Origin of the sequence: Sulfitobacter noctilucae (genome assembly GCF_000622365.1) — a bacterium.
GTDB lineage: Bacteria > Pseudomonadota > Alphaproteobacteria > Rhodobacterales > Rhodobacteraceae > Sulfitobacter > Sulfitobacter noctilucae.
The window spans coordinates 1,254,307-1,278,853 of sequence record NZ_JASC01000014.1; the positions used below are offsets into that span (position 1 = coordinate 1,254,307).

General features: G+C 59.6%; 26 protein-coding genes. 17 read left to right on the forward strand and 9 right to left on the reverse strand.

Features of this window, described 5'->3' with window-relative positions; genetic code table 11:
• Positions 1-20 precede the first annotated feature (20 nt).
• From speB (Z945_RS0116255) to Z945_RS0116265, 3 genes are read right to left on the reverse strand one after another with little or no spacing between them, the layout of a single operon-like run.
• Positions 21-968 carry an agmatinase gene (gene speB, locus Z945_RS0116255; RefSeq protein ID WP_025053154.1) on the reverse strand — a complete coding sequence of 316 codons (948 nt, stop codon included), beginning with the start codon at positions 966-968 and terminating at the stop codon, positions 21-23.
• Entirely contained in the window at positions 965-1,930 is a 966-nt protein-coding gene (speB, locus tag Z945_RS0116260; RefSeq protein ID WP_025053155.1) for an agmatinase, read from the reverse strand. Before speB (Z945_RS0116260) ends, speB (Z945_RS0116255) begins: the two co-directional genes overlap by 4 nt.
• A 4-nt stretch (positions 1,931-1,934) precedes the next feature.
• Positions 1,935-3,104, reverse strand: a complete 1,170-nt coding sequence (locus tag Z945_RS0116265; protein WP_025053156.1) for a M20 aminoacylase family protein — start codon at positions 3,102-3,104, stop codon at positions 1,935-1,937.
• Between the two features lie 63 nt (positions 3,105-3,167).
• On the opposite strand from Z945_RS0116265, the gene mazG reads away from it, so the two are divergent.
• The 4 genes from mazG to Z945_RS0116285 are packed head-to-tail and all read left to right on the forward strand — an operon-like array spanning position 3,168 to position 6,855.
• Positions 3,168-3,995, forward strand: coding sequence for a nucleoside triphosphate pyrophosphohydrolase (mazG, locus tag Z945_RS0116270; protein WP_025053157.1), 828 nt, complete (start codon positions 3,168-3,170; stop codon positions 3,993-3,995).
• A gap of 57 nt (positions 3,996-4,052) precedes the next feature.
• Positions 4,053-4,994 carry a nucleoside hydrolase gene (locus tag Z945_RS0116275; RefSeq protein WP_025053158.1) on the forward strand — a complete coding sequence of 314 codons (942 nt, stop codon included), beginning with the start codon at positions 4,053-4,055 and terminating at the stop codon, positions 4,992-4,994.
• Complete coding sequence (locus Z945_RS0116280; RefSeq protein ID WP_025053159.1) at positions 4,991-5,440, forward strand: GNAT family N-acetyltransferase; 450 nt, start codon at positions 4,991-4,993, stop codon at positions 5,438-5,440. Before Z945_RS0116275 ends, Z945_RS0116280 begins: the two co-directional genes overlap by 4 nt.
• Before the next feature lie 5 nt (positions 5,441-5,445).
• Positions 5,446-6,855 (forward strand): protein adenylyltransferase SelO, encoded by a 1,410-nt coding sequence (locus Z945_RS0116285; protein ID WP_025053160.1) that lies wholly within the window; start codon positions 5,446-5,448, stop codon positions 6,853-6,855.
• A gap of 3 nt (positions 6,856-6,858) precedes the next feature.
• Here the strand turns inward: Z945_RS0116285 and Z945_RS0116290 are convergent, their stop codons facing one another.
• A complete protein-coding gene (locus tag Z945_RS0116290) occupies positions 6,859-7,755 on the reverse strand; it encodes a DMT family transporter (RefSeq protein WP_025053161.1) in 897 nt (298 codons plus the stop codon).
• 135 nt (positions 7,756-7,890) lie between these two features.
• Here Z945_RS0116290 and Z945_RS0116295 point away from each other — a divergent pair, with 135 nt between their 5' ends.
• Entirely contained in the window at positions 7,891-8,715 is an 825-nt protein-coding gene (locus tag Z945_RS0116295; protein ID WP_025053162.1) for a DUF533 domain-containing protein, read from the forward strand.
• Between the two features lie 78 nt (positions 8,716-8,793).
• Here Z945_RS0116295 and Z945_RS0116300 read toward each other — a convergent pair whose 3' ends face one another.
• Positions 8,794-10,104 (reverse strand): DEAD/DEAH box helicase, encoded by a 1,311-nt coding sequence (locus Z945_RS0116300; RefSeq protein ID WP_025053163.1) that lies wholly within the window; start codon positions 10,102-10,104, stop codon positions 8,794-8,796.
• Positions 10,105-10,469: 365 nt separating this feature from the next.
• Between Z945_RS0116300 and Z945_RS0116305 the strand changes: the two genes are divergently transcribed.
• The 5 genes from Z945_RS0116305 (at position 10,470) to Z945_RS0116325 (ending at position 14,571) form a co-directional block, all read left to right on the forward strand.
• The gene (locus tag Z945_RS0116305; RefSeq protein ID WP_420911464.1) at positions 10,470-10,850 is read left to right on the forward strand and encodes a Fur family transcriptional regulator; all 381 of its coding nucleotides are present in this window, start codon (positions 10,470-10,472) and stop codon (positions 10,848-10,850) included.
• A gap of 69 nt (positions 10,851-10,919) precedes the next feature.
• On the forward strand, positions 10,920-11,789 hold the full coding sequence (locus tag Z945_RS0116310) for a DMT family transporter (protein ID WP_025053165.1): 870 nt from the start codon (positions 10,920-10,922) through the stop codon (positions 11,787-11,789).
• 80 nt (positions 11,790-11,869) lie between these two features.
• A complete protein-coding gene (gene eno / locus Z945_RS0116315) occupies positions 11,870-13,144 on the forward strand; it encodes a phosphopyruvate hydratase (RefSeq protein WP_025053166.1) in 1,275 nt (424 codons plus the stop codon).
• A gap of 15 nt (positions 13,145-13,159) precedes the next feature.
• Positions 13,160-13,675 (forward strand): GNAT family N-acetyltransferase, encoded by a 516-nt coding sequence (locus Z945_RS0116320; protein ID WP_025053167.1) that lies wholly within the window; start codon positions 13,160-13,162, stop codon positions 13,673-13,675.
• Between the two features lie 5 nt (positions 13,676-13,680).
• Complete coding sequence (locus Z945_RS0116325) at positions 13,681-14,571, forward strand: fatty acid desaturase (protein WP_025053168.1); 891 nt, start codon at positions 13,681-13,683, stop codon at positions 14,569-14,571.
• Here the strand turns inward: Z945_RS0116325 and Z945_RS0116330 are convergent.
• Positions 14,563-15,672, reverse strand: coding sequence for an anhydro-N-acetylmuramic acid kinase (locus tag Z945_RS0116330; protein WP_025053169.1), 1,110 nt, complete (start codon positions 15,670-15,672; stop codon positions 14,563-14,565). The two genes, Z945_RS0116325 and Z945_RS0116330, sit on opposite strands and share 9 nt — an antisense overlap.
• An 86-nt stretch (positions 15,673-15,758) precedes the next feature.
• On the opposite strand from Z945_RS0116330, the gene tyrS reads away from it, so the two are divergent.
• Positions 15,759-17,009, forward strand: a complete 1,251-nt coding sequence (gene tyrS / locus Z945_RS0116335; protein ID WP_025053170.1) for a tyrosine--tRNA ligase — start codon at positions 15,759-15,761, stop codon at positions 17,007-17,009.
• A gap of 46 nt (positions 17,010-17,055) precedes the next feature.
• The gene (locus Z945_RS0116340) at positions 17,056-17,880 is read left to right on the forward strand and encodes a GNAT family N-acetyltransferase (protein WP_025053171.1); all 825 of its coding nucleotides are present in this window, start codon (positions 17,056-17,058) and stop codon (positions 17,878-17,880) included.
• Here Z945_RS0116340 and Z945_RS0116345 read toward each other — a convergent pair.
• From Z945_RS0116345 to Z945_RS0116355, 3 genes are read right to left on the reverse strand one after another with little or no spacing between them, the layout of a single operon-like run.
• Complete coding sequence (locus Z945_RS0116345; RefSeq protein WP_025053172.1) at positions 17,877-19,688, reverse strand: ABC-F family ATP-binding cassette domain-containing protein; 1,812 nt, start codon at positions 19,686-19,688, stop codon at positions 17,877-17,879. The two genes, Z945_RS0116340 and Z945_RS0116345, sit on opposite strands and share 4 nt — an antisense overlap.
• 51 nt (positions 19,689-19,739) lie before the next feature.
• Complete coding sequence (locus tag Z945_RS0116350; RefSeq protein WP_025053173.1) at positions 19,740-20,465, reverse strand: GNAT family N-acetyltransferase; 726 nt, start codon at positions 20,463-20,465, stop codon at positions 19,740-19,742.
• A 37-nt stretch (positions 20,466-20,502) separates the two neighbouring features.
• Positions 20,503-20,967, reverse strand: a complete 465-nt coding sequence (locus tag Z945_RS0116355; protein WP_025053174.1) for an outer membrane protein assembly factor BamE — start codon at positions 20,965-20,967, stop codon at positions 20,503-20,505.
• A gap of 91 nt (positions 20,968-21,058) precedes the next feature.
• On the opposite strand from Z945_RS0116355, the gene Z945_RS0116360 reads away from it, so the two are divergent.
• From Z945_RS0116360 to ihfA, 5 genes are all read left to right on the forward strand, one after another.
• Positions 21,059-21,610 (forward strand): YceD family protein, encoded by a 552-nt coding sequence (locus Z945_RS0116360; protein WP_037971116.1) that lies wholly within the window; start codon positions 21,059-21,061, stop codon positions 21,608-21,610.
• Between the two features lie 193 nt (positions 21,611-21,803).
• A complete protein-coding gene (rpmF, locus tag Z945_RS0116365; protein WP_025053176.1) occupies positions 21,804-22,010 on the forward strand; it encodes a 50S ribosomal protein L32 in 207 nt (68 codons plus the stop codon).
• A gap of 45 nt (positions 22,011-22,055) precedes the next feature.
• Positions 22,056-23,147, forward strand: coding sequence for a phosphate acyltransferase PlsX (plsX, locus tag Z945_RS0116370; RefSeq protein ID WP_025053177.1), 1,092 nt, complete (start codon positions 22,056-22,058; stop codon positions 23,145-23,147).
• Positions 23,144-24,127: a beta-ketoacyl-ACP synthase III gene (locus tag Z945_RS0116375; protein ID WP_025053178.1), complete on the forward strand. Its 984-nt coding sequence runs from the start codon at positions 23,144-23,146 to the stop codon at positions 24,125-24,127. Before plsX ends, Z945_RS0116375 begins: the two co-directional genes overlap by 4 nt.
• A 114-nt stretch (positions 24,128-24,241) precedes the next feature.
• Entirely contained in the window at positions 24,242-24,544 is a 303-nt protein-coding gene (ihfA, locus tag Z945_RS0116380) for an integration host factor subunit alpha (protein WP_025053179.1), read from the forward strand.
• The last annotated feature ends 3 nt before the right edge of the window (positions 24,545-24,547 follow it).

Sequence of the window (24,547 nt, forward strand, 5' to 3'; positions counted from 1 at the left end):
ATATCTCAGGCACTTTGACCTCAGCGATATGCCACACCCGGCAGGACGCACAACATCTCATACAGGATATTCGCCCCCGTCAGCGCAGTATTGCCACTGGTGTCATAGGGTGGGGAAACCTCGACCAGATCACCGCCTACGATGTTGAGGCCTTTGAATGCACGGATCAGCTCAAGCGCCTGTGGGGTGGTCAGCCCGCCAATTTCCGGCGTGCCGGTGCCGGGCGCATAGGCCGGGTCAAGGCTATCGATATCGAAGGTGATATATACAGGCGCATCCCCGATATCGCGGCGGATTTCGGCGCCCAGCGTCGACAGGCTGCGCCCCCAAAGCTCCTGCGCCAAAAACTGCTGAAAGCCCCAGCCCGCCGCTTCACTGAAGTCCTCTGACGAATAGCCGGTACCGCGCAGCCCGATCTGATAGGTCTTGGCCGGCTGGATCAGTTCTTCCTCATAGGCGCGGCGGAACACGGTGCCATGCGCCTCGCGTTCGCCGAACATCTCGTCGTTCACATCCGCATGGGCATCCACATGAACAAGCGCCATCGGGCCGTGCCGTTTGGCCATCGCCCGCAGGATCGGCAAGGTGATCGAATGATCCCCGCCAATCGCCAGCGGCATCGCATCCGACGTGAGGATCATGTCGTAACTCTCTGCTATAATGCGCAAACTATCGCTGAGAGAGAACGTATTGATCGCCAGATCGCCGATGTCCGCGACCTGCAGACTGTCAAAAGGTGCCGCCCCTGTGCCAAGGTTATAGGGCCGCAGCATGGCTGACTCCGCCCGCACTTCCTTTGGGCCGAACCGTGTGCCGGACCGCCAGCTTGTCCCGATGTCCAGCGGGATGCCCAGCACCGCTACGTCGAGCCCCTTCAGGTCATTGACCGAAGGCAGCCGCATGAAGGTGTTCGGCCCGGAGAAACGGGCCAGATCATTGCCACTGATCGGTTGGTTCTTGGTATTCATGTAGTCCTCATCCGGTGGCCCAACAGGCATAGGATTTCCGTCGCGATATGCGCGCCGGCAATCGCAGTGGCACCACTGGTGTCAAACGGCGGCGAAACCTCGACCACATCACCGCCGACGATGTTGATCCCCGCCAGATCACGCAGCATGATCGCGGCCTGTGCGGAGGTCAGACCACCCCAGACCGGCGTGCCCGTGCCGGGAGCAAAGGCAGGATCAAGCGCATCAATGTCCCAGGTCAGATAGCAAGGCCGGTCGCCCAACACCTGTTTGATCTTGGCCACCGCCGCCTGTGGTCCGGCCTCATGCACCTCACGCGCATCAATCGTTGTCACGCCTAGGGTATCGGGGTTCGTTGTCCTGATCCCCACCTGTACCGAGGTGGCCGGATCAACGATGCCCGATTTCACAGCCTTGTAGAACATCGTCCCATGATCGATCCGCTCCATATCATCATCGGGCCATGTATCGGAATGAGCATCGAACTGTAACAGACTGATCGGACCGTATTTTTCGGCATAGGCCTTCAGGATCGGAAAGCTGATGTAATGATCGCCGCCCAGCACGACCGATGCCGCACCCGCGTCCAGTATCCCCTTGATATGCGCCGTCAGCGCGGCCGGAAATTTGGCCACATGCCCATAATCAAAGGCCAGATCGCCATAGTCAGCGATGGCAAATTCGCTCAGCACATCAAAGTCCCAGCCATAGGGCGGATCATAGGGTTGCAAAGTGCTTGCCTCGCGGATCGCCCGCGGCCCCAGCCGTGTGCCGGTGCGATTGGTCACGGCTTGGTCAAAGGGTACACCGGTCACGGCGATGTCCACGCCGGTCAGGTCTTTGGTATACTTCCGCCGCAAAAACGACGTCGCGCCGCCAAAGGCATTCTCGAAACTCTGCCCTTTCAGATCATCACGCGTAAAGGCCTGATCCACCTGGCTTGCTGCATCCTCTAGCGCCATGGGATCATGCCCCCGTCACAGGCTGCGCCCGCTCGACAAGCCGCGCAAAGAACGACGCACCAATCGGGGCAATCTCGTCGTTGAAGTTATAAAGCGGATGGTGCACGCCTGCGCCGTCACCCTGCCCCAACATTAGATAGGCTCCGGGCCGCGCCTCCAGCATATAAGAAAAATCCTCGGCCCCCATCACAGGCGCGAAAGCCGTCTCCACCCCCGCCTCCCCCGCGACTTCGCCCGCCACCTCGGCCGCGAAATCCGTCTTTGCGGCATCGTTCACCGTTGGCGGATAGCCAAACTCGAAATCAAGGTCCGCCTGAAGATCATAGCTCGCCGCATGGCCATCGACGATGGCTTGCATCCGGCGCACGACCATGGCCTGCACCTCCTTGTCAAAGGTACGCACGGTCCCGTTGATATAGACCTCTTCCGGGATGACGTTGTCGGTCGTGCCTGTATGGATTTGCGTGGTCGAGATCACAAGCTGCGCGGCAGGATCGGTGTTGCGGCTGACAATCGTTTGCAAGGATTGCACAATCGCGCAGGCCGCCACCACCGGATCAACGCATTCATGAGGGCGTGCGCCGTGCCCGCCCTTGCCCGTCAGGTTGATCGTGAAGGTATCTGCCGCAGCCATAATCGGCCCCGGCGTCGTATGAAACCGCCCGAAATCAAGGCCGGGCGCATTGTGGATGGCATAGACCTGATCGATGTCGAACCGCTCCATTACGCCTTCCTGCACCATCACCTCACCGCCGCCGCCAGCTTCCTCGGCAGGTTGGAACAGCAGCGCCACACGGCCTTTGAAATTCCGTGTCTCGGCCAGATATTTCGCAGCACCCAGCAGCATCGCGGTATGTCCGTCATGGCCGCAAGCGTGCATCTTGCCCGGATGCGTGCTGGCATAGGCCACACCCGTTTCCTCGGTGATCGGCAGTGCATCCATATCCGCCCGCAACCCCATCGTGGGCCCCGCACCTTGTCCGTTGATGATCGCCACGATGCCCGTCTTGGCGATCCCCTCGTGCAATTCATCCACACCGAATTCGCGCAAGCGTTCGGCGACAAATGCTGCCGTCTGGTGACATTCCAACCCCAATTCAGGGATCGTGTGCAGATGCTGCCGCCACGCTGTCATATCAGCGCTGAAATCGGCAATGCGGTTGACGACGGGCATGGGGTGGACTCCTGTTGCGGGCTAAATCAGGGTGCATCTGACACCAGACAGGACCGGGCTGCAATGGCTGACACGCTGATACACGACCAAGACGCGGGCATTAAGCGCCTGCTTGAAATCATGCGCCGCTTGCGTGATCCGGACACGGGATGCCCTTGGGATATCGAACAGGATTTTGCCAGCATCGCGCCCTATACCATTGAAGAAGCTTACGAAGTCGCCGATGCCATTGAACGGCAGGACTGGCCCGAGTTGGAAGGCGAGCTGGGTGATTTACTGCTCCAGACTGTCTATCACGCCGCCATGGGGCAAGAGGTCGGGCACTTTGATTTTCAGTCCGTGGTACGGAACATTTCCAACAAGATGGTTGCACGCCACCCCCATGTCTTTGGCGACGAGAGCCGCGACAAATCTGCCGAACAGCAGACCGCCGACTGGGAGGCGATCAAGGCGCAAGAACGTGCAGGCAAGGCCCAACAAGGCACGCTAGAAGGTGTTGCGGTGGGCCTCCCCGCACTCCTGCGTGCTTATAAGCTGCAAAAACGCGCGGCCCGTGTAGGGTTTGACTGGCCCGACACCGGGGATGTGATCGCCAAAATCACCGAAGAAGCCGCCGAACTGGTCGAAGCCCGCGACACGCTCACCCAAACGGAGGTCGAAGAGGAATTCGGCGACCTGATGTTCGTGATGGCCAATCTGGGCCGTCACCTTGGCCTTGACCCCGAAGCGGCACTGCGCCGCGCCAACGCCAAGTTCATCCGGCGGTTCAGCGGGGTCGAAACCCGCCTCGCAGCTATGGGCAAAACACCAACCGACAGCGATCTGGCCGAGATGGACGCCCTGTGGGATGCAGTCAAAGCGGATGAGCGTGGCCCTGCCGACGCAAACTGAGCGCACCCTTTTGTTCGCCCCCATCATGGCCTATCTGACAGGCAAAGAGGAAAACCCATGCAGCCCAAAAAGATCATCATCGACACGGACCCCGGACAGGACGACGCGGTGGCGATCCTGCTGGCGTTGGCCAGCCCTGCAGAGATTGATCTGCTGGGAATAACCTGCGTCGCGGGCAACGTCCCGCTGGATCTGACAACGCGAAATGCCCGCATTGTCTGCGAGTTAGCGGGCGAAACTGATGTAAAGATCTATGCCGGCTGCGACCGCCCTTTGGGTCGTGATCTGGTTACTGCAGAGCATGTGCACGGCAAAACCGGCCTCGATGGCCCCGACCTGCCCGAACCTACGATGTCCCTGCAGGATGGCCATGCCGTTGATTTCATTATCGAACAGCTGCGCGAATATGCTCCCGGCACGGTCACCCTTTGCCCGCTCGGACCGCTTACAAACATCGCGACGGCGTTCGAGAAAGCCCCCGATATTGTGCCGCGTGTTGCAAAGATCGTGCTGATGGGAGGCGGCTATTTCGAAGGTGGCAACATCACGCCCGCTGCCGAATTCAACATTTATGTCGACCCACAAGCTGCTGATATTGTATTCAGATCAGGCGCTCCTATTGTGGTCATGCCGCTGGATGTTACGCACAAGGCGCTGGTGACCAAATCCCGCAACGACGCCTTTCGGGATCTTGGTACGCCCGTTGGAATCGCCGTTGCACAGATGACCGATTTCTTCGAACGCTTTGACAAAGAAAAATATGGCTCCGAAGGTGCGCCGCTGCATGATCCTTGCGTCACTGCCTATCTGATAAATCCCGATCTGTTCACGGGCCGCCACATCAACGTGGAGATTGAAACCCAATCTGAACTGACCATGGGAATGACCGTTGCCGACTGGTGGCGCGTATCAGGGCGCGAACCCAACGCGACTTTCATGGGTGACATCGACGCGGACGGATTCTTTGACTTGCTTACCGAACGGTTGGTTCGGTTATGAGCGCTGCTCTAACCCTCGGCAAACCCGAGCATCTGGACCGCGTCTGTAGCCTTTGCGAGGCTTTTCATGCAGAAGCCGGCATCACCTCGACCGATGAGGCCCGCTACGCCGGGATCGCGCCCCTGCTCGAAGGCTCGCCCTACGGGGCCATCTACCTGATCGGACCGCCCCGGGCACCCATCGGATATATGGCGATCTGCTTTGGCTGGTCCGTCGAATTTGGTGGTCTTGATGCCATCATTGATGAACTCTACGTCCGTCCGGGTGTACGCGGACGTGGCATTGCAACTGAAGCGTTGATCGCCTTGCCGCGCGCTTTAGCCGAGGGTGGATTACGGGCTGTCCACCTTGAAGTAGACCGCGAGAATACCGCTGCTCGCAAGCTCTATTCCCGCGCCGGATTTGCCGCGCGCGAAAACAATATCTTTATGTCACGCAGGCTTTGACCCAGATGCATATCCCCTTCGATAACACATACGCCGCTTTGCCCGACAGCTTCTACACCCGGCTGGAGCCCACCTCCGTTAAAGACCCCAAGCTCTTGGCATACAACGAGGATCTGGCAGAGTTGTTAGGGATTGAAGCAGGTGATTTGACTGAAGCCGTGCAAGTATTTGGGGGTAACAAAATACCCCAATCTGCCGAGCCCATCGCCCAACTCTATGCCGGCCACCAGTTCGGGAACTATAACCCGCAATTGGGCGATGGCCGTGCACTTCTGCTTGGTGAGGTCGTTGGCCGCGATGGTATCCGACGTGATATCCAGCTGAAAGGTTCCGGCCCGACGCCCTATTCCCGTATGGGCGATGGCCGTGCGTGGCTGGGTCCGGTGCTGCGCGAATATGTGGTGTCCGAGGCCATGCATGCGCTTGGCATCCCGACCACCCGGGCGCTGGCTGCCGTTTCAACGGGCGAGCCGATCTGGCGCGAACAAGGTGCATTACCGGGCGCGATCCTGACCCGCGTCGCACAAAGCCATTTGCGCGTGGGTACTTTTCAAGTCTTTGCCCACCGCGGCGAAACCGAGAACCTCAAAACACTCACCAAATACGCCATTGAACGCCATTATCCGGATGCTGAAGGCCCGATGGACCTGCTGCGCAAAGTCTGCGCCGCGCAAGCCGATCTGGTGACGCGCTGGATGGCCGTCGGGTTCATCCATGGCGTGATGAACACAGACAATTGTGCGATCTCTGGCGAGACCATCGACTATGGACCCTGCGCATTTATGGATGCCTTCAACCAGAATCAGGTGTTCAGTTCGATAGATCAACAGGGCCGCTATGCTTTCGGGGCGCAGCCGGGAATCGCCGTTTGGAATATGGCACAGCTTGCCACCAGCCTCATTCAGCAGCTGGAAGATCGTGACGCAGCGGCCGAGGAAGCGACCGAAATCGTACACGCCATGCCGCAAATGCTGGAAGACGGTTGGCTAAAGCGCTTCGCGGCCAAGATTGGCATTGCTGATCCATCTAAGGACGACACTGCGTTGATCGAAGAGCTGCTCGCGCTTATGCAAACGGATGGGGCTGACTTTGCAAATACGTTTCGAGCACTTTGCAAAGGATCAGCGCGAGATCAGTTTGCAAATCGGGAAGCCTATGATGCTTGGGATGAAAGCTGGAAAAACCGTGTGAGCCAAGAAGCGAATCCCGAAGCCGTTATGCAAACTGCAAACCCTGCCGTTATTCCGCGCAACCACCGGATTGAACAGATGATCGAAGCCGCAGTCTCGGGTGACATGGCACTTTTTGAGCGGTTGAACACGGCGCTGGCCAATCCTTTTGAAGACACGGGCTCTGACTTGACCCGACCGCCCACCCATCAGGAAATTGTGCCAGCAACCTTCTGCGGCACCTAGGCTTCAGGCGATCACGCGCACGGGCGGTTTGCGGTTGATCAGGTAGATCCCGCTTGCCACCAGAACCAGCGCGCCCCAGACCGAGGGGGCGACGTCTTCGGACAGCAGCACCCAGCCAAAGATGACCGAGAACACCGGGGACAGAAAGCTGAACGAAGCCACCGAAGAAGACGGGTAGATCGACATCAGCCAGAACCAGACAAGAAAGCCAAGGCTGGCGATGGCAACAATCTGGAACAGCAGCGCCGCGATATGGATCGGCTCGACCTCGCGGAAAAGCGGCCCCATGAAAGGGGCCAGCACCAATAATATGGGCGCGGATACCAGCACCTGAAACATCAATTGCTGCGCCGGGGGGACATCGGACAATGGTGTGAGCCGGACGCAAACCACAATCCCCGCCCAGCACAGGGCCGATGTCAGCGCGAGCAAGTCTCCCGTCCAGCTGGCCTGTCCGCTGCTTCGATCTGCCAGTGCAATGGCCACACCTGTCACCGCAAGCACCAACCCGACAACCTTGCGCCGGGTCAAGCGCTCTCCCGGGAAAAACTGATGGGCGATGAGTGACAGCCAAACAGGCATCGTGTAGAAAATGACCGAGGCGCGGCTGACTGTCGTAATGTCGAGCGCGATAAATAGGCACATGAATTCAAGGCTGAAGAACAGGCCCGCCAGTATTCCACCGACCCATGCATTGCGCGGCACCTGAAAGCTGACCCCGCGCAGGCGCATCCAGATCAACAGCACAATGACCGCCCCGGCAGAGCGCAACCCAGCTTGAAACACCGGGGCGAACCCGCCCGAGGCAACCTTGATCACCACCTGATTGAACGCCAGATGCAACGCAAAGGCGATCAGCGCCAGAGCGCCGAAGAGGTCCATATGATCCTTGCGTTCCACGCCTCACAAACGCGCAGGCATCCGGTCCTGTCAATGCGAATTTAACCGCTCATGGTTCGGCGCGCTGGAAATTCCCCTCGTTCTTGCGGGGAAACCTGTCACATTGAATCTAACGATTCACCGAAAGGATACGACATGAGTTTGATGAAAACATTGGCCAAAGTGGCCGTGGGTGTGGCCGTGGCCAAAGGGGCCAGCGCCATGATGCGCAAATCCGACAACACCTCCAGCGCTGGTGCGGGCGGTGGTTTGGGTGGCTTGCTGGGCGGTCTGACTGGCGGCGGCAGCGGAGCGTCCAAAGGCGGCGGTCTTGAAGGCATGCTGGGCGGTTTGCTTGGTGGGTCAGGTGGCAGTTCGGCTGGCGGCGGCATGTCCGGTGGTCTGGGTGGTCTGCTGAACCAACTGGGTGGTAGCAGCGGCGCATCGAGCGGTGGATTGGGTGGCCTTTTGGGCGGTCTGGCAGGAGCTGCGGGAGCCGGTGGTCTTTTGGGCGGAGCGTCAGCGGCAGTGAACAAGCGCCCGGCGACCAATGACCACGACTTTGGCGCAGTGCTGAACTCGCAATTCGATTCTACGCCTGAGCCGGCGATCGAACCTTCGCAGGAGCAAGAAGCCGCTGCGGGTCTGATGCTGGCCGCGATGATTCAGGCTGCCAAATCGGACGGCACTTTTGATGAGGCCGAAAAAGAAAAGCTGCTGCAGCATCTTGGCGACGTCGATGCGGAAGAAGCCGCATTTGTTCAGGCGCAATTGCAGGCTCCTGTCGATGTGGACGCACTGGTGAAGGAAACGCCAGAAGGCATGGGCGGGCAGGTTTATGCCATGTCGCTCTTGGGCATTGATCTGGATACACAGCAGGAGGCGCAGTATCTGCACAAGCTTGCACAGGGCTTTGGCATGAAACCAGCCGAGGTCAACGACATTCACGCGCAGATGGGTGTGCCCTCGCTTTACACCTGAGCGCTGAAACAGCCCTGAAATGCAACACGCCCCGAATGAACTTCGGGGCGTTTCTTATTCATATGGTTAGCTAATAACTCAGGCCGCTTGTTGACCGCCGGGCTTGCCGCCCCCGCCGCCGCGACGCCGTCTGCGTCCAGCGCCGGGCTTGCCAGCACCCTGCCCGCCGCCGCCTTGCGGACGGCCACCGCCGCCACCGGGCTTGCCACCCCGACCCCGGCCACGCTGTTGCTTGGGCTTTTCTTCAATCTCCGCGCCTTCCCAGGGACGGCCCGAGGCCACGGGGATACGGATCTTCATCACCTTCTGAATGGCGATCAACTCGCCCATCTCGTCAGGTGCGCAGAACGCTACTGCAGCGCCGTCTTTTCCCGCACGCGCAGTACGGCCGATCCGGTGCACATAATTGTCCGGCACGTTGGGCAGATCAAAGTTATAAACGTGCTTTACGTCCGGGATATCCAGACCCCGTGCAGCCACATCCGTGGCCACCAGCACGGTGATCTCACCCGATTTGAAGCCCGCAATGGCGCGGTCGCGCTGGCCCTGCGACTTGTTGCCGTGGATCGACGCGGCATCAAAACCCGCTTTCACGAGTGTTTTCATCAGCTTTTCAGAACCATGCTTGGTGCGGCCAAAGACCAGCGCCCGCTCGCCCTTATGCTTGGCCAACAGCTCCTGCAACAGCGATGTCTTCTCCGCTTTCGCGATGAAGTGCACCTCTTGGGTCACCTTGTCTGCCGCCTTGCCCGGAGGCGAAACTTCGATGCGGATCGGGCTGTTGAGGTAGCTATTCGCAATCTCGTTCATCAGCTTGGGCATGGTGGCCGAGAACAGCATCGTCTGGCGGTTTTTCGGGATCATGGCCGAGATTTTGCGCAGGTCATGGATGAAGCCCATGTCGAGCATCTGGTCCGCCTCGTCGAGCACCAGAAAGGTTGTCGCATCTAGGCGCACAGCCTTGCGGTCAAGCAGATCCAGCAAACGACCCGGTGTCGCCACCAACATATCGACGCCCTTCGACAAACGGTTGATCTGCGGATTGATCGACTGACCACCAACCACCATTTGTGCTTTAAGTGCAGTGCCTTCGCAGAAACCCTTGAGGTTCTGCATGATCTGTTGCGCCAATTCGCGCGTCGGTGCCAACACCAGCGCACGTACATGTTTCGGCGCGGGGCGCTGGGGGTCTTCCAGCATCTGCGCCACCAGTGGCACACCAAAGGCCGCTGTCTTGCCCGTGCCGGTCTGGGCCAGACCCATCACATCACGCCCATTCAGCGCATGGGGAATCGCCTGTTTCTGGATCGGTGTCGGGTCTTTCAGACCCATTTCATGCAGCCGTGCCACCAGTTTGGCCGGCAGGCCCATCATGTCAAAATCGCTCATATATCTTCTTTCCGCATGCGGAAGCTCCACATGCCATCGCATCGGCACGCGGCGCGCACCGTCAGGGTCACGCGAAATCGGATCGCAGGCAGGGGCCAAATGCCCAATGCCTGTCCGTCGCGCTGCGCCCCACGCGTGATTTTGGGAACATCGGCGGGCCTTGTCAGCCTGACCACTCTTGCGGGGTCTGGCACTGCTCACGCGGCAGAAGGCATCGCTTGACCTCCAGATGGGGCACCGGGGTGCAGAAGTCAACCGCCTGTGGGAAAACCTGTGGCACCTTTGGGCAAATCTCGCTACATCCGCCCCACGACAAGATCCGGGGGTGCCGCGTGAACAGATCTATCATCAAACGCTGCGAGGACATGGGTCTGCGTATGACCGGTCAGCGCCGTATCATCGCGCAGGTGATCGAAGGCAGCGAAGACCACCCCGATGTCGAAGAGCTGTATGCCCGCGCGTCAGGGCGCGATAGCGGCATTTCTATTGCGACGGTTTACCGGACAGTGAAGCTGTTTGAAGAAGCCGGAATCCTCGACAAGCTGGAATTCGGCGATGGCCGCGCCCGTTATGAAGACGCAGAGCGCGACCACCACGATCACCTGATCGATATGAATTCGGGCGAAGTGATCGAATTTGTCGATCCCGAGATTGAAGCTTTGCAGGAGCGGATCGCGGCCAAGCTTGGATACGAGTTGCGCGGGCACCGGATGGAACTTTACGGAGTGCCGGTGAAGAAGAGCTGATAGCGGCTCTCTTGTCATTGCCGCGCAAACCCTCCATCCCTGCGGTGAACAGGCCGGTAAGGAAATCAGATGGACAATATGCGCGGGGCCGGCTTGATGGTGCTGGCCATGCTGGGCTTTGCCCTTGAGGACATGTTCATCAAGCTGTTGGCCGACACGATTGGTGTGGGCCAGATCCTTTTGATGCTGGGGATTGGCGGCGCTTGTGTCTTTGCTGTCGTGGTTCTGGCGCAGGGCCGCGCTTTATTTTCGCGCGACATGCTGACTTTGCCCATACTCTTGCGTGCTCTGGGCGAAATGATTGGCACGTTGTTCTTCATTTCAGCCATCGTGCTGACCCCTCTGTCCAGTGCCTCGGCCATCCTGCAGGCAACGCCGCTGGTCGTCACGCTGGGCGCGGCACTGTTTCTGGCTGAACCCGTTGGTTGGCGGCGGTGGAGCGCGATTATCGTCGGTCTGATGGGCGTGATCCTGATCATCCGCCCTGGCATGGAAAGCTTTGAATTGCTGTCGCTTCTGGCCTTGGGCGCTGTCTTTTGCCTCGCCCTGCGCGATCTGGCCACACGGCGGGTGCCCGAGACGATCTCTTCTATGCAACTGAGCTTTCTTGGATTTGTGGTGATCATCCCATCAGGGCTGTTCATGATATGGTTCACGGGCACGCCGGTGCACAACATGCCAGCGGGCAACTGGCTGTATTTTGTCTCCGCCCTGTCGATCGGGCTGTTTGCCTATTATGCGATCGTGGCGGCGATGCGCGTGGGTGATGTCAGCTTTGTCACGCCCTTTCGCTATGCGCGCCTGCTTTTCGCGCTGGTGATCGGCGTGAGCGTCTTTGGCGAAACGCCGGACGCGATGACATTATTGGGCGCGGCAATCATCGTGGCATCAGGCATCTACACGGTCTGGCGTGAACGCAGGGTCAAGGTGATCCTCTAACGGGATCCCTCGAACGGCTTTTCAACTCCGCCTGCCCGCGCTAGAAGGCCTGCAACGCAGCGCCAGAAGGACCAGAGCCCATGAGCACGATCATCGACATCCACGCCCGCGAAATCCTCGACAGTCGGGGCAATCCCACGGTCGAGGTCGACGTGACGCTTGAGGACGGCACAATGGGCCGCGCCGCCGTGCCTTCGGGTGCCTCTACCGGTGCCTATGAGGCCGTCGAGCGGCGCGATGGCGACAAGGCGCGCTATATGGGCAAGGGCGTGCTGGAAGCCTGCGCCGCCGTGAACGGAGAGATTGCCGAGGCGCTGGTGGGCATCGACGCGACAGAGCAGGTCGAAATCGACGAGATCATGATCGAACTGGACGGCACCGATAACAAATCCCGTCTGGGTGCGAATGCAATTTTAGGCGTGTCGCTGGCGGCGGCTCATGCCGCAGCGGACGCCTGCGCACAGCCCTTGTTCCGCTATGTGGGCGGCACCTCGGCCCGCGTGCTGCCCGTGCCGATGATGAACATCATCAACGGTGGCGAACATGCAGACAACCCCATCGACATTCAGGAATTCATGATCATGCCGGTGGCCGCCGACAACATCCGCGAGGCCGTGCGCATGGGCGCCGAGGTATTCCACACGCTGAAGAAAGAGCTGACCGCAGCGGGCCTGTCCACGGGCATCGGTGACGAAGGCGGCTTTGCCCCCAACATCAGCTCCACCCGCGACGCCCTTGATTTCATTTTGAAGTCCATTGAAAAAGCAGGCTTCAAGCCGGGCGAGGATATCTATCTCGCCCTCGATTGCGCCGCGACAGAATACTACAAAGGCGGCAAGTACGAACTTTCAGGCGAAGGCAAATCCCTCAGCAGCGCCGAGAATGTCGACTACCTAGCGGCTTTGGTGAACGACTACCCGATCATCTCCATCGAAGACGGCATGTCCGAAGACGATTGGGACGGCTGGAAAGCCCTGACCGACAAGCTGGGCGACAAAGTGCAACTGGTGGGCGACGATCTCTTTGTAACCAACCCTGCCCGTCTGGCCGAAGGCATCAAACGCGGCTCGGCCAACTCTATGTTGGTTAAGGTCAACCAGATCGGCACGCTGACCGAAACCTTGCAAGCCGTCGATATGGCGCACCGCGCGGGCTTCACCAACGTGATGTCACACCGCTCGGGCGAAACCGAAGATGCCACGATTGCAGACCTCGCCGTGGCCACCAATTGCGGCCAGATCAAAACAGGCTCCTTGGCCCGCTCTGACCGGCTGGCGAAATACAACCAGTTGATTCGCATCGAAGAAATGCTGGGCGAGACGGCACAGTTCGCGGGCCGTAGTATTTTGAAGTGAGGCATCGCCCCTAGCATGATCAAAGCGACCCTGCATCAGGTGACAGCCGCCGCCGATCTCGCGGCTGTCCGCACCCTATGCTGGGCCTATCGCGACTTTCTGCTGGGCAATTCAGCAATAGATCGGGAGATTACCGAGACCTTTTATCCGGTGGATACCTACACCGCGTTGATGGACGACCTGCCTCGCCTTCACGCACGGCCCACGGGGATTATCCTCCTCGCCCGAGGCGCAGAGGGCACCCCCTTGGGTTGCGGCATGACACATGCGCTTGATGCGCAAACCTCTGAGATCAAGCGCGTTTTCGTGTCCGATGCGGCACGTGGCAGAGGCGTGGCGGCCGATATTTGTACGGCCCTGATCGCGCAGGCCAAGACTGATGGGTATAAGCGGGTCGTGCTCGACACGTCCAAGTCCCTGCATGCGGCGCAACGGCTTTATACCCGTCTCGGTTTTACGGCCTGCGGTCCGTATCAGCCCATCCCCTCCGAAGTTCTGCCCGAGCTTTTGTTCTATGCGCGCGCGTTGTAACGGACATGGATCACACCGCGTTCATCGCCAAGCTTAGTCCCGACGAGAAAGAGGCGCTGCACGCGCGGTCAAACCTGAAAGGGTTGTGGCATCTGGCGGGGCACCTTGGCGCGATTGTCATTATGGCGCTCTGGATCGTATTCGCACTGCCCTTTTGGGGGCTGATGCTGCTGCCCTACGGCATCGCCATGGTGTTCCTGTTCACGCTGAGCCATGAATGCACCCATGCCACACCTTTTGCATATCGGCCGTTGAACGATTGGGTGGGGCATCTGGTATCGCTCCCGCTGCTATTGCCCTTCACCTGGTTTCGGTACTTCCACCTTGCGCACCACAAATGGACCAATGATCCGGACCGTGATCCCGAAATCGCGGGCGGTGGCCGGCCTGAAACCTGGCGCAGCTATCTGACCTATCTCAGCGGCTGGGGGTATTGGAGCGCGAATGCCCGTATCACATGGCGCAACGCCTTCAGCACCATTGATGCGCCCTACCTGCCACCTCGCAAACATGGTGCAATGCGGCGCGAGGCGCGGGTACTGCTGGCGTGCTACGCCCTGCTGGGCCTATCCTTGCTGTTCAGCCCGCTTGTGCTTTGGCTGCTAATTGTCCCCGCGCTGATCGGACAGCCGCTTCTGCGGCTCTATCTTCTAGCCGAACACGGCCACTGCCCACCCGTCGCCAACATGTTGGAGAATACCCGCACCACCATGACCAACCGTCTGGTGCGTTTTCTGGCGTGGAACATGCCCTTTCACGCGGAACACCACGCCATGCCGATGGTGCCGTTTCACGCTTTACCGAAGTTGCACGAAAGTATGCAGCCGCATCTGAAGTCTGTGAGCAACGGGTACGCAGAGTTTTCCGGCGACTACGTCAAATCTCTATCACGGTGAAGGCAGGCTGACCGTGCCGCCCCCCACAGCTGCACGTACGCCCGTCGTGCCGGGACAGGACGTGGGCAACCCGCGCGCCACCCGTACCGCAAGATAGGCAAAGGCCTGCGCCTCAAGCATGTCGCCATCCAGCCCGATCTCTTCAATAGGCACCACCGGGCAATCAAGGCTGACACTCAGCATCTGCATCAGCACCGGATTGTTGCGCCCGCCCCCTGTCACAAAGACACGGGACGGCAGTTGGGGGCAGTGCTGCATCGCTTCGGCCACGCCTGCGGCACACATCGCAGTCAGGGTCGCGGCGGCATCGGCGTCGGACAACTCACCCACAAGCGCCACCATCTCGGCAAAATCGTTGCGGTCCAGTGACTTTGGCGGGATTCGCGCGAAATATGGCTCGGCCAGAAACAACTCCAACGCGCCCTGCTCTACATCGCCGCGTGCTGCCAATTGGCCGCCGTCGTCGTAAGGCAGACCAAGGCGGCTCTGCATCAGATCGTTCAGCGGCGCATTCGCGGGCCCTGTATCAAAAGCCAGCAAAGCGCCTTCCTGTTCTGGCGCGGCTTTGGTCGGGTCGACCCAGGTCAAGTTGCCCACACCGCCAAGGTTCAGAAACCCGACCGGTGCCGTCAGCCGCGCGTATCTCGCGCAGGCGTGGTGAAAGAACGGGGCCAGCGGAGCGCCCTCGCCGCCCAGCTCCACATCAGCGCTCCGGAAATCCCAGACCACCGGGCAGCCCAGCGTTTCGGCCAACAACGCGCCGTCGCCCACCTGCAATGTGCCTTGCATCCGCGGCGCATGGGCCAGTGTCTGGCCATGAAACCCGATAAGTTCAGGGCGCGGCATCGGATCCAGCAAGGCGATATGCGCCTCCTCAACCACCTTTGCCGCCGCCTCTACCTCTGGCCCATGCCATTTGCCGAATCCCGCAGCAATCGTGGCGCGTTCCTGCACCGTATAAGGCCGGTAATCAGTTTCCCCAAAGCTGACAATACCGCGACCATCCGTGACCAGCACGGCCGCATCCACGCCGTCGAGCGAGGTGCCCGACATCGCGCCCAAAGCCCGCACCGGTCCCTCTTTACCAATCGCACTGCCCATTTACTGCCTGCCTTGCTTGCGGGCCTTTCCCTTGGCCCCTCTTTGGGCCTATAGATGCCCCGCAAACCAAGCCTGAGGCAAGTGATATGACGTACCACCCCAAATCGGAGTTCATCGCGGTGATGACGGAGCGCGGCTTTCTGGCCGATTGCACCGATTATCAAGGGCTGGATGACGCCTTTGCTGCCGGGGTTGTACCCGCCTACATAGGCTATGATGCTACGGCAAAATCACTGCATGTGGGTCACCTGATGAATATCATGGTGCTGCGTTGGCTGCAAAAATGCGGGCACAAACCCATTACCCTGATGGGCGGCGGCACAACAAAGGTCGGCGACCCCTCTTTCCGCAGTGACGAGCGTCCCTTGCTCGGGCCAGAGCAGATTGACGCGAACATTCAGGGCATGCAGCAGGTTTTTGAAAAATATTTGCAATACGGCGATGCAAAGACCGATGCGTTGATGCTGAACAATGCCGAATGGCTTGATACACTTAACTACCTCGATTTCTTGCGCGACATTGGGCGACATTTCAGCGTGAACCGGATGCTCAGCTTTGAAAGCGTGAAATCCCGGTTGGACCGCGAACAGTCGCTCTCGTTTCTTGAGTTCAACTACATGATCCTGCAGGCCTATGATTTTCTGGAATTGAACCGCCGTTACGGTTGCTTGCTGCAAATGGGCGGATCGGACCAATGGGGCAATATCGTCAACGGCATCGATTTGACACGCCGGGTGCTCGATAATCAGATATTCGGGCTGACGACGCCGCTCTTGACCACCTCTGACGGGCGCAAGATGGGCAAATCCCAAGGCGGCGCGATCTGGCTCAATGGCGATATGCTGAGCCCTTATGAATTCTGGCAGTTCTGGCGCAACACCACTGATGCCGATACGGGCAAGTTCCTGAAATTGTTCACGGAACTTCCGGTAGACGAATGCAAACGGCTGGGTGCTTTGGAAGGCTCTGAAATCAATGCCGCCAAGATTATTCTCGCTAATGAGGTCACCACCCTGTTGCACGGCGCTCAAGCGGCGCAGGCGGCCGAAGCCACGGCGCGGGAGGTGTTCGAAAAGGGCGGCGTAGGTGATGATCTGCCAACCCTAACGCTGAGTACGGAAGAGGTCGGCGATGGCATCTCGATCGTGCAGCTTCTGGTCAAAACCGGGCTTGCCGGGTCGGGCAAAGAGGCAAAGCGTTTGATTTCTGAAAATGGTGCCAAGCTGGACGATGCGCCGCTGACGGACGCGGGGCGGATGATCGACGCCGCTACGCTTTCCAGCCCGATCAAACTGAGCGCGGGCAAGAAGCGCCATGCATTGGTTCAACTCGGCTAAGCCGACCTTAACGTCACCTTAACCAACGTCAGGCTTCATCGGACCTATGTTCGATGTAGCCCGCCTGCCCGATCGGGCGCTGATGCAGGATCCCGCGTTTGCGCGGGCATTGCAGTTGTGCGGACAAGAGCCGCTGCACCTGCCCTGCGGTTTAATGTTGCTGCAAAGGCGCATTGCGGGTGTGAGGGTACTGATGCTGCCCCGCGCCATTCCGCCGCCTGATCTGCCTAACCAGCTTGCCGCGATTAGCCTGCAGCGCTGTCCGGTGATCTTGTCCCCCGACACCCCCTGCGCCCTGCCGCGCAGCTTGCCGGTGCTGCAGCCCCGTGAAGTCTGCGTGCTTAGTCTGACGGGCAGCAAAGCGGGCAGCCGGGCACGGATGCACCCCAAATGGCGTAACCAGTTAAGACGCGCCGAAACCTTTGACCTTACCGTGACGCGCACGCCTTTAGAGGCCAATCCGGATGGCGAGGTTCTGGCGCTCGAGAGCAATCAGGCAAAGCAGCGCGGCTACGCCAATTGGCCTCCACCGCTCACCGCCGCCTTTGCCGCAGCTGCCCCGGCGCAAACGCATGTGTTTCGGGCAAGCCATGCGGGTCGCTCAATTGCTCATATGGTGTTTTTCACTCATGGCACGGCGGCGACATATCATCTGGGTCACATCACGACTCAAGGCCGCAGATTCTGTGCTCACAACCTTCTTTTGTGGCGAGCAGGCCAGTACCTTGCGCATGAAGGGTATAGGGAATTGCATCTGGGGGTCTTGGACAACCGCACACCCGGACTTGACCGTTTCAAGCTGCGCAGCGGTGGCCTGCGCCGGAACACCGGCGGCACCCATCTTTACTGGGCACCCTTTGCCCGGCGTTAGCTTTCGGCTTTTTCTTCCAGCAAAAGCCACTCTTCTTCCGAAGCGGCCAGCTTTTCCTGACGCTCTACAAGGGCTTGCGTGGCTTTGTTGAACTTGACCGGAGAGGCCGTGAATAGTTCAGGATCGGCCAAAAGCTCTTCGAGCTTGCCAATCTCTGCCGTCAACCGTTCCATCTCAGCGGGCAAGGCTTCCAAACGGTGTTTTTCGGTAAAGCTCAGGCCCTTCTTCTCGGCCTTCTTCGGCTCCGCTTTGGCCACGGCAGCCTTTTTGGTCTCTGTCACACTTTCCGCGAAATCGTCCTGTCCGCGCTGTGACAGGTAATCGGACCACCCGCCCGCATAGACCGTGGCCCGCCCGTCACCCTCCATCGCGATGGTGGTGGCCGCGACCCGGTCCAGGAAATCCCGGTCGTGGCTGACAAGGATTACGGTGCCGTCATATTGGCCCAGAAGTTCCTGAAGCAAATCAAGGGTTTCTACGTCAAGATCGTTGGTCGGTTCGTCCAGCACCAGCAGGTTGCTCTCGCGTGCCATGATCTTGGCCAGCAACAGCCGAGCCTTTTCGCCGCCTGAAAGGGACCGCACAGGTGCGCGCGCCTGTCCTTCGTCGAACAGAAATTCCTTGAGGTAGCCAACCACGTGTTTGGGCTGACCGCGCACAAGGATCTGGTCCGCCTTGCCCGACACCCGCATTTCCGGGTCGCCCGTCAGCGATTCCCAAAGTGTCATGTCGCCATCCAACTGCGCGCGCGCCTGATCGAACAGCGCCAGCGCCAGATTGGTGCCAAGGCTTACGGTTCCCGTGTCGGGCTCTTCCTTGCCAATCAGCATGTTGAGCAGCGTGGTTTTACCAACGCCATTCGGTCCCACCAATGCGATCCGGTCGCCGCGCTGCACCTTGAGGGAGAAGTCGCGCAGGATCACCTTGTCGTCGAACCGCTTGCTGATGCCGACGGCTTCCATCACCTTGCGGCCCGATTTCGGGCCTGCGTCCAGCGCCATCGCGGCGGCACCCTGTCGGTTAATCTGGCTAGCCCGTTCCGCGCGTAAATCCTGCAACGCGCGCACCCGGCCCTGATTGCGCTTACGCCGCGCCGAGATACCCTCGACCGCCCACCGCGCCTCGGCCTTGATCTTGCGGTTCAGCTTGTGCCGCTGGGTGTCTTCCTCTTCCCAGACCTGATCGCGCCAGGCCTCAAAAGCGCCAAATCCCTTTTCCTGCCGCTTGACTATTCCCCTGTCGATCCAAAGGGTTGCGCGGGTAAGCTCACGCAAAAAGGCGCGGTCGTGGCTGATGATCACAAAGGCCGTGCGGGTGCCCTTCAACTCGTCTTCCAGCCAGCGGATCGCTTCGATGTCCAAGTGGTTTGTGGGCTCGTCCAGCAGCATCAGTTCAGGCTCTTCCGCCATCAGCCGGGCCAAGGCGGCACGCCGCCGTTCGCCACCGCTGGCGGTGTCTACGGGGCGATCGGGGTCAAACTTCAGCCCTTCGCCCGCGCGCTCCACCTTATACATCTCTGACGGCTCGAGCGTGGCGGACGCAAACTCGCCCAATGTCTCATAGCCGCTTAAATCGGGGTCCTGTTCCATGTAGCCGACCGAAACACCCGGCCCTGCAATGACGTCACCGCTGTCGGGTTCGACCAGACCGGCCATCACCTTCATCAGTGTCGATTTGCCCGATCCGTTGCGGCCCACCAGCGCCACCCGGTCACCCGGCTGGATCACCAAAGACAGACCGTCAAAAACGGGATCGCCCCCGAATGTCAGGGAAATTTCGTTGAGTTGTAAAAGAGGTGCGCGTGCCATGTGCGGCTGCTACCTGCCTCGCTGGTCCGGGTCAATCACCCTTCGGCCCAGCTAGACCAAAGCGCGCAGCAGTCGTTTGCGGTTTTCGGGGATCGCGGCAATCTCGAGCCCGGTAAAAACATGCAGTGTGTTCATTTGCCGGTCCACCACCGCATGGTCGCTGACCCACCCGCCCATCAGCAAGTAGGTGCGCAACAGAGGCGGCATCTTGAGCATCGCCCTGCGCAGATCAGGTTTGCGCCGCAGCCGTGCGGCATAGCGAAAGACATCGGGTGCCTTGACTCGCGGCAACCAGCGGCTTGGTGCCAGATGGCGGGCGCGCAGCATCGCAAAGGCGTCTAGATAGCTTTCCGTTTCGGTGCCCGCAAAGGACGAACAGCCAAATAGCAGCTTTATATCGCGCCGGTCCACATAATCGGTCAGTGCAGCCCATGCGGCCCGCACAATATCGGGGTCGCACCGCTCGGGAGCGACGCAAAAACGGCCCAGCTCCAACATTTTGCCCTCAAAGCGCGCCAATGCGCTCAGTTCATAAAATTGGGCGGCATAACTTTGGGCAAGGCTGCGGCCCTCCAGCGCCTGCACACGATAGCAACAGACCAAGGCCCCGTCGGTCCGGTCATGAACCAGCATATGCGTGCTGCGGGCGTCAAAGGTATCCTGGTCACGGGGCTGCGGCAGTCCAAAGCAGCGTGCGCGTAGTGCTTGAGCTTGGGCGATTTCCTCGGCCGTTTCAGCCTGCCGCACAGAATAGCGGCCTAGTGCGGCAACGCTCATCGTGCCTCAGCCTACAAGGTGCCGTCGGCCCACCCGATCAGCCCCCAAGACCCGCTGGATTGAAGCGGCCCAGGTTGCCCAGAAGTTGGCGCAGGAAGGATTTGTCGACCACCGCAGAATCGGTCACCCGACGCGATAGCGGAACCACCCGGCCCCGTTCCAACCCGAAGCGTTCTATATTTTGCACCACACCGCTTTCGCTAAAGCTGATCGCCAGCACTTCGCGCTCGATCTCTTGCGGGGCCAGCGGCCCGATGGTGCGCTTTCGGGTGCTGACGTAGTAATAGCCACCGGAATTCAGAACGCCCGATGACGCTGGCACGCCGACTTTTTCCGCAACCGTTTCGCGCGTATCGCGTCCGACAACGAGTTGCTCCAACTGATCTTCGGGTGGGATATACCCGTGATTGCTGTACTGCGGCGCACAGCCCGACAGCATCATGCCGACAGCCAATGTACCAGCAAGCGCAGTCCTGCTAAGAGAGCTTTGGATGATCTTCATTTGGTCTGCCCTCTTGCCCTTGGAACTCACGGCTTTTATCTCGCATACACCATGCTGCACCTTGTGTTCAAGAAACGAAAGTAGACCAGATATGGCACAACTGCCCCCAAGTGATACCGCCCTGCGCGTCTCGGAGCTTTCTCAGACAGATGAGAACGGCTTTGCCCTGCGTCCTGAAGCCGGTCAGATGAAGATGATTGCGGATGAGTTGGACCTGCTGGGTCTGCGTAAACTGAGCTTTCAAGGCAGTATCCGGCCTTTGGGGGCTACCGATTGGACCTTGGAAGCCCAACTGGGTGCTACGGTGACACAGCCCTGCGTTGTGACGCTTGAGCCGGTCACGACCCGCATTGACGTTAATGTGACCCGCCAGTTTGTCAGTGACTGGAGCGATCCGGATGATCCCGAAGTCGAAATGCCCGAGGATGATACCGTCGAGCCGTTGCGCACCTGGATTGATCCTGCCGTTGTCATGCTGGAAGCACTGGCGCTGGCCGTGCCGGACTATCCGCGCAAGGACGATGCCGAGCTGGGCCAGCTCGTTTATACCAAGCCGGGCGAAAAGCCGATGACGGATGAAGACGCCCGTCCCTTTGCAGGCCTCGCCGCACTAAAAGACAGCCTTGATCCGGATAAGGCGTGATACACGGTGAAAGGGCCCACTATCGGCTTGCCTTCGCTCTGTTTCGCAGTATTTTGCGCTTCTCATCCCAATTAAGGTTGGACATCGTCCGCTGCTTTGCCTAAAGCGGCGACACACCCGACCCGGGGTACATCGAAACACGGGGCCTGTTGCCTATTGCGCCTGCGCCCCCCGAATAACAAAGGCACCAGTCATGGCTGTCCAGCAGAATAAAGTCTCCAAGTCGCGCCGCAACAACCGCCGTGCGCACGATTCGCTTACCGCTGCGAACCCGAACGAATGTTCCAACTGCGGTGAACTGAAGCGTCCACACCACATCTGTGCGTCTTGCGGTCACTATGACGAAAAAGAAATCGTCGCACTGACAGAAGAAATCGACCTGGAAGACGACGCGGCGTAAGCTGACGCACACGTCTTTCGCAGATCATAAGAGGCATTCGCACCCATGACGGCCCAGACCGATCATCGATCCGCGAACGCCCCTGCCCGATCCAACGGGCGCACTTTGATTTCTGTCGACGCCATGGGTGGCGACGAAGGACCGGCAGCCGTGGTTGCCGGTTGTGCTTTGTCTGCCCGCATCAATGCCGATATCGCTTTTGTGCTGCACGGGGATCAAGCCTCGCTTGAACCCCTTGTCGCTAAAAGCCGTGAGCTTGCTGGCCGCTGCGAAGTGCGTCACGCCAGTGGTGTTGTCACGATGGATGACAAGCCGAGCGCCGTAGTGCGCAGTGGCAAGGAAACCTCCATGTGGTCCGCCATCGAATCCGTTCGTGCCGGAGAGGCCGCTGTCGCGGTGTCTTGCGGCAATACGGGCGCGTTGATGGCGATCTCCATGATTCGTCTGCGCAAGCTGCCGGGGGTGAACCGCCCTGCGATCGCGGTGCTATATCCGTCCGCCAACAAACAGGGCTTTAATGTCATGCTGGACGTCGGTGCCGATATCCGCGCCGATGCCGATGATTTGCTGCGCTTTGCGTTGATGGGCGTGTCCTATGCCCGCAACGGGATGGACATCGCCAGCCCGCGTGTTGGTCTTTTGAATGTCGGCACCGAAGAACACAAAGGCCGGACCGAGCTGAAAGAAGCCCATGATCTGATTCGTTCGCACGAGGCAGATGCGGGCTATGAGTTCGTCGGCTTTGTCGAAGGAGGTGACATCTCGGGTGACAGTGCGGATGTCATCGTGACCGATGGCTTTACAGGTAATGTCGCGATCAAAACCGGCGAAGGCACTGCCAGCCTGATCGGCCAACGCCTGCGCGAAGCCTTCAAATACTCATTCCTGTCTCAACTGGCCTCGCTGCTGGCCTATACATCGCTTGTGCGGCTGCGCCAGAAGATCGACCCGCGCCGCGTGAATGGCGGCGTTTTTTTGGGGTTGAATGGTACAGTGGTTAAATCCCATGGTGCAGCGGATGCTACCGGCATTTCAGCGGCGATCAAACTGGCCGCGCAATTGTCGGAGAACCAATTCAATGACAAGCTCGCTGCCCGCGTCGCCGCGACCCTGCCTGCCGAAGAGACACCTGAATGACAGCCACCTTCCCTCCCCGCGCCGTTGTTGTTGGCAGCGGTCATTACCTGCCCCAGCGTGTTGTCGAGAATGTCGAGTTCGAGGCAACGCTCGACACCAATGACGAATGGATCAGAAGCCGGTCCGGCATCGAGCGGCGTCATTTCGCCTCTGACGGCGAGACGACATCGACCATGGCCACAGCCGCCGCAACCGCTGCACTGAACGATGCGGGATTGGAAGCCGATGACATCGACGCCATCATTCTAGCGACGTCGACTGCTGACTTTACCTTCCCCTCTGCCGCGACGATGGTGCAGGACCAATTGGGCATGACACGGGGCTATGCCTTTGATGTGCAAGCCGTTTGTGCAGGGTTTGTCTTTGCGCTCAGCAATGCCAACGCGCTCATCGCTTCGGGTCAGGCGACCCGCGTTCTGGTGATCGGGTCCGAGACGTTCAGCAAGATTATGGACTGGTCCGATCGTTCGACTTCCGTCCTGTTCGGGGACGGCGCAGGCGCGCTTGTGCTTGAGGCGCAGGACAGCACCGGCACGCCCGCAGATCGCGGAATTCTGGCTACCGACCTGAATTCAGACGGGCGCCACCGCGAACTGCTCTATGTCGATGGCGGCGTCAGCACGGGCACCACGGGCTATCTGCGCATGCAGGGCAATCAGGTGTTCCGCCACGCGGTCGCCAAACTGGCCGCAACGGCGAGCACCGCGATGGAACGTGCAGGTGTCACAGCCGCGGACGTCGATTGGATCGTGCCGCATCAGGCAAACATCCGCATCATTCAGGGCACGGCCAAGAAGCTTGATCTGCCAATGGACAAGGTTGTGGTGACTGTGCAGGACCACGGCAACACCTCTGCCGCCTCGATCCCGCTGGCGCTGTCCGTGGGACGCGACCGCGGCCAGATCAAACCCGGTGACCTGATCGTGACCGAAGCCATCGGCGGCGGGCTTGCCTGGGGCGCGGTGGTGCTGCGCTGGTGATCAGCTACAGGGCCTAACCCCTTCAAGCGAAGCATAAAGACGCCGTCGCAAGCCGTTAACATTGACTCTGAATTTTTTGCACGTCTATGGTGTCTCAAATACTTGGGGGACGTTATGTCGAATAAAACACTCACGCGGATGGACCTGAGCGAGGCCGTCTTCCGCGAAGTCGGACTGTCGCGCAACGAAAGCGCACAGCTTGTCGAATCCGTGCTGGACCACATGTCGGACGCACTTGTGAGCGGTGAGCAGGTCAAAATCTCCTCTTTCGGTACCTTTTCCGTGCGCGATAAAACGGCTCGTGTTGGCCGCAACCCCAAGACCGGTGAAGAGGTTCCGATCAACCCACGCCGCGTCCTGACGTTTCGGCCCTCTCACCTGATGAAGGACCGGGTCGCCGACGGCAACAAGTCCTGATCT

What these genes read in the sequence shown, in the direction of transcription:
- speB (WP_025053154.1), bottom strand. Translation starts at nt 968, where the DNA reads ATGAATACCAAGAACCAACCGATCAGTGGCAATGATCTGGCCCGTTTC.
- speB (WP_025053155.1), bottom strand. Translation starts at nt 1,930, where the DNA reads ATGGCGCTAGAGGATGCAGCAAGCCAGGTGGATCAGGCCTTTACGCGT.
- Z945_RS0116265 (WP_025053156.1), bottom strand. Translation starts at nt 3,104, where the DNA reads ATGCCCGTCGTCAACCGCATTGCCGATTTCAGCGCTGATATGACAGCG.
- mazG (WP_025053157.1), top strand. Translation starts at nt 3,168, where the DNA reads ATGGCTGACACGCTGATACACGACCAAGACGCGGGCATTAAGCGCCTG.
- Z945_RS0116275 (WP_025053158.1), top strand. Translation starts at nt 4,053, where the DNA reads ATGCAGCCCAAAAAGATCATCATCGACACGGACCCCGGACAGGACGAC.
- Z945_RS0116280 (WP_025053159.1), top strand. Translation starts at nt 4,991, where the DNA reads ATGAGCGCTGCTCTAACCCTCGGCAAACCCGAGCATCTGGACCGCGTC.
- Z945_RS0116285 (WP_025053160.1), top strand. Translation starts at nt 5,446, where the DNA reads ATGCATATCCCCTTCGATAACACATACGCCGCTTTGCCCGACAGCTTC.
- Z945_RS0116295 (WP_025053162.1), top strand. Translation starts at nt 7,891, where the DNA reads ATGAGTTTGATGAAAACATTGGCCAAAGTGGCCGTGGGTGTGGCCGTG.
- Z945_RS0116300 (WP_025053163.1), bottom strand. Translation starts at nt 10,104, where the DNA reads ATGAGCGATTTTGACATGATGGGCCTGCCGGCCAAACTGGTGGCACGG.
- Z945_RS0116305 (WP_420911464.1), top strand. Translation starts at nt 10,470, where the DNA reads ATGGGTCTGCGTATGACCGGTCAGCGCCGTATCATCGCGCAGGTGATC.
- Z945_RS0116310 (WP_025053165.1), top strand. Translation starts at nt 10,920, where the DNA reads ATGGACAATATGCGCGGGGCCGGCTTGATGGTGCTGGCCATGCTGGGC.
- eno (WP_025053166.1), top strand. Translation starts at nt 11,870, where the DNA reads ATGAGCACGATCATCGACATCCACGCCCGCGAAATCCTCGACAGTCGG.
- Z945_RS0116320 (WP_025053167.1), top strand. Translation starts at nt 13,160, where the DNA reads ATGATCAAAGCGACCCTGCATCAGGTGACAGCCGCCGCCGATCTCGCG.
- Z945_RS0116325 (WP_025053168.1), top strand. Translation starts at nt 13,681, where the DNA reads ATGGATCACACCGCGTTCATCGCCAAGCTTAGTCCCGACGAGAAAGAG.
- Z945_RS0116330 (WP_025053169.1), bottom strand. Translation starts at nt 15,672, where the DNA reads ATGGGCAGTGCGATTGGTAAAGAGGGACCGGTGCGGGCTTTGGGCGCG.
- tyrS (WP_025053170.1), top strand. Translation starts at nt 15,759, where the DNA reads ATGACGTACCACCCCAAATCGGAGTTCATCGCGGTGATGACGGAGCGC.
- Z945_RS0116340 (WP_025053171.1), top strand. Translation starts at nt 17,056, where the DNA reads ATGTTCGATGTAGCCCGCCTGCCCGATCGGGCGCTGATGCAGGATCCC.
- Z945_RS0116345 (WP_025053172.1), bottom strand. Translation starts at nt 19,688, where the DNA reads ATGGCACGCGCACCTCTTTTACAACTCAACGAAATTTCCCTGACATTC.
- Z945_RS0116350 (WP_025053173.1), bottom strand. Translation starts at nt 20,465, where the DNA reads ATGAGCGTTGCCGCACTAGGCCGCTATTCTGTGCGGCAGGCTGAAACG.
- Z945_RS0116355 (WP_025053174.1), bottom strand. Translation starts at nt 20,967, where the DNA reads ATGAAGATCATCCAAAGCTCTCTTAGCAGGACTGCGCTTGCTGGTACA.
- Z945_RS0116360 (WP_037971116.1), top strand. Translation starts at nt 21,059, where the DNA reads ATGGCACAACTGCCCCCAAGTGATACCGCCCTGCGCGTCTCGGAGCTT.
- rpmF (WP_025053176.1), top strand. Translation starts at nt 21,804, where the DNA reads ATGGCTGTCCAGCAGAATAAAGTCTCCAAGTCGCGCCGCAACAACCGC.
- plsX (WP_025053177.1), top strand. Translation starts at nt 22,056, where the DNA reads ATGACGGCCCAGACCGATCATCGATCCGCGAACGCCCCTGCCCGATCC.
- Z945_RS0116375 (WP_025053178.1), top strand. Translation starts at nt 23,144, where the DNA reads ATGACAGCCACCTTCCCTCCCCGCGCCGTTGTTGTTGGCAGCGGTCAT.
- ihfA (WP_025053179.1), top strand. Translation starts at nt 24,242, where the DNA reads ATGTCGAATAAAACACTCACGCGGATGGACCTGAGCGAGGCCGTCTTC.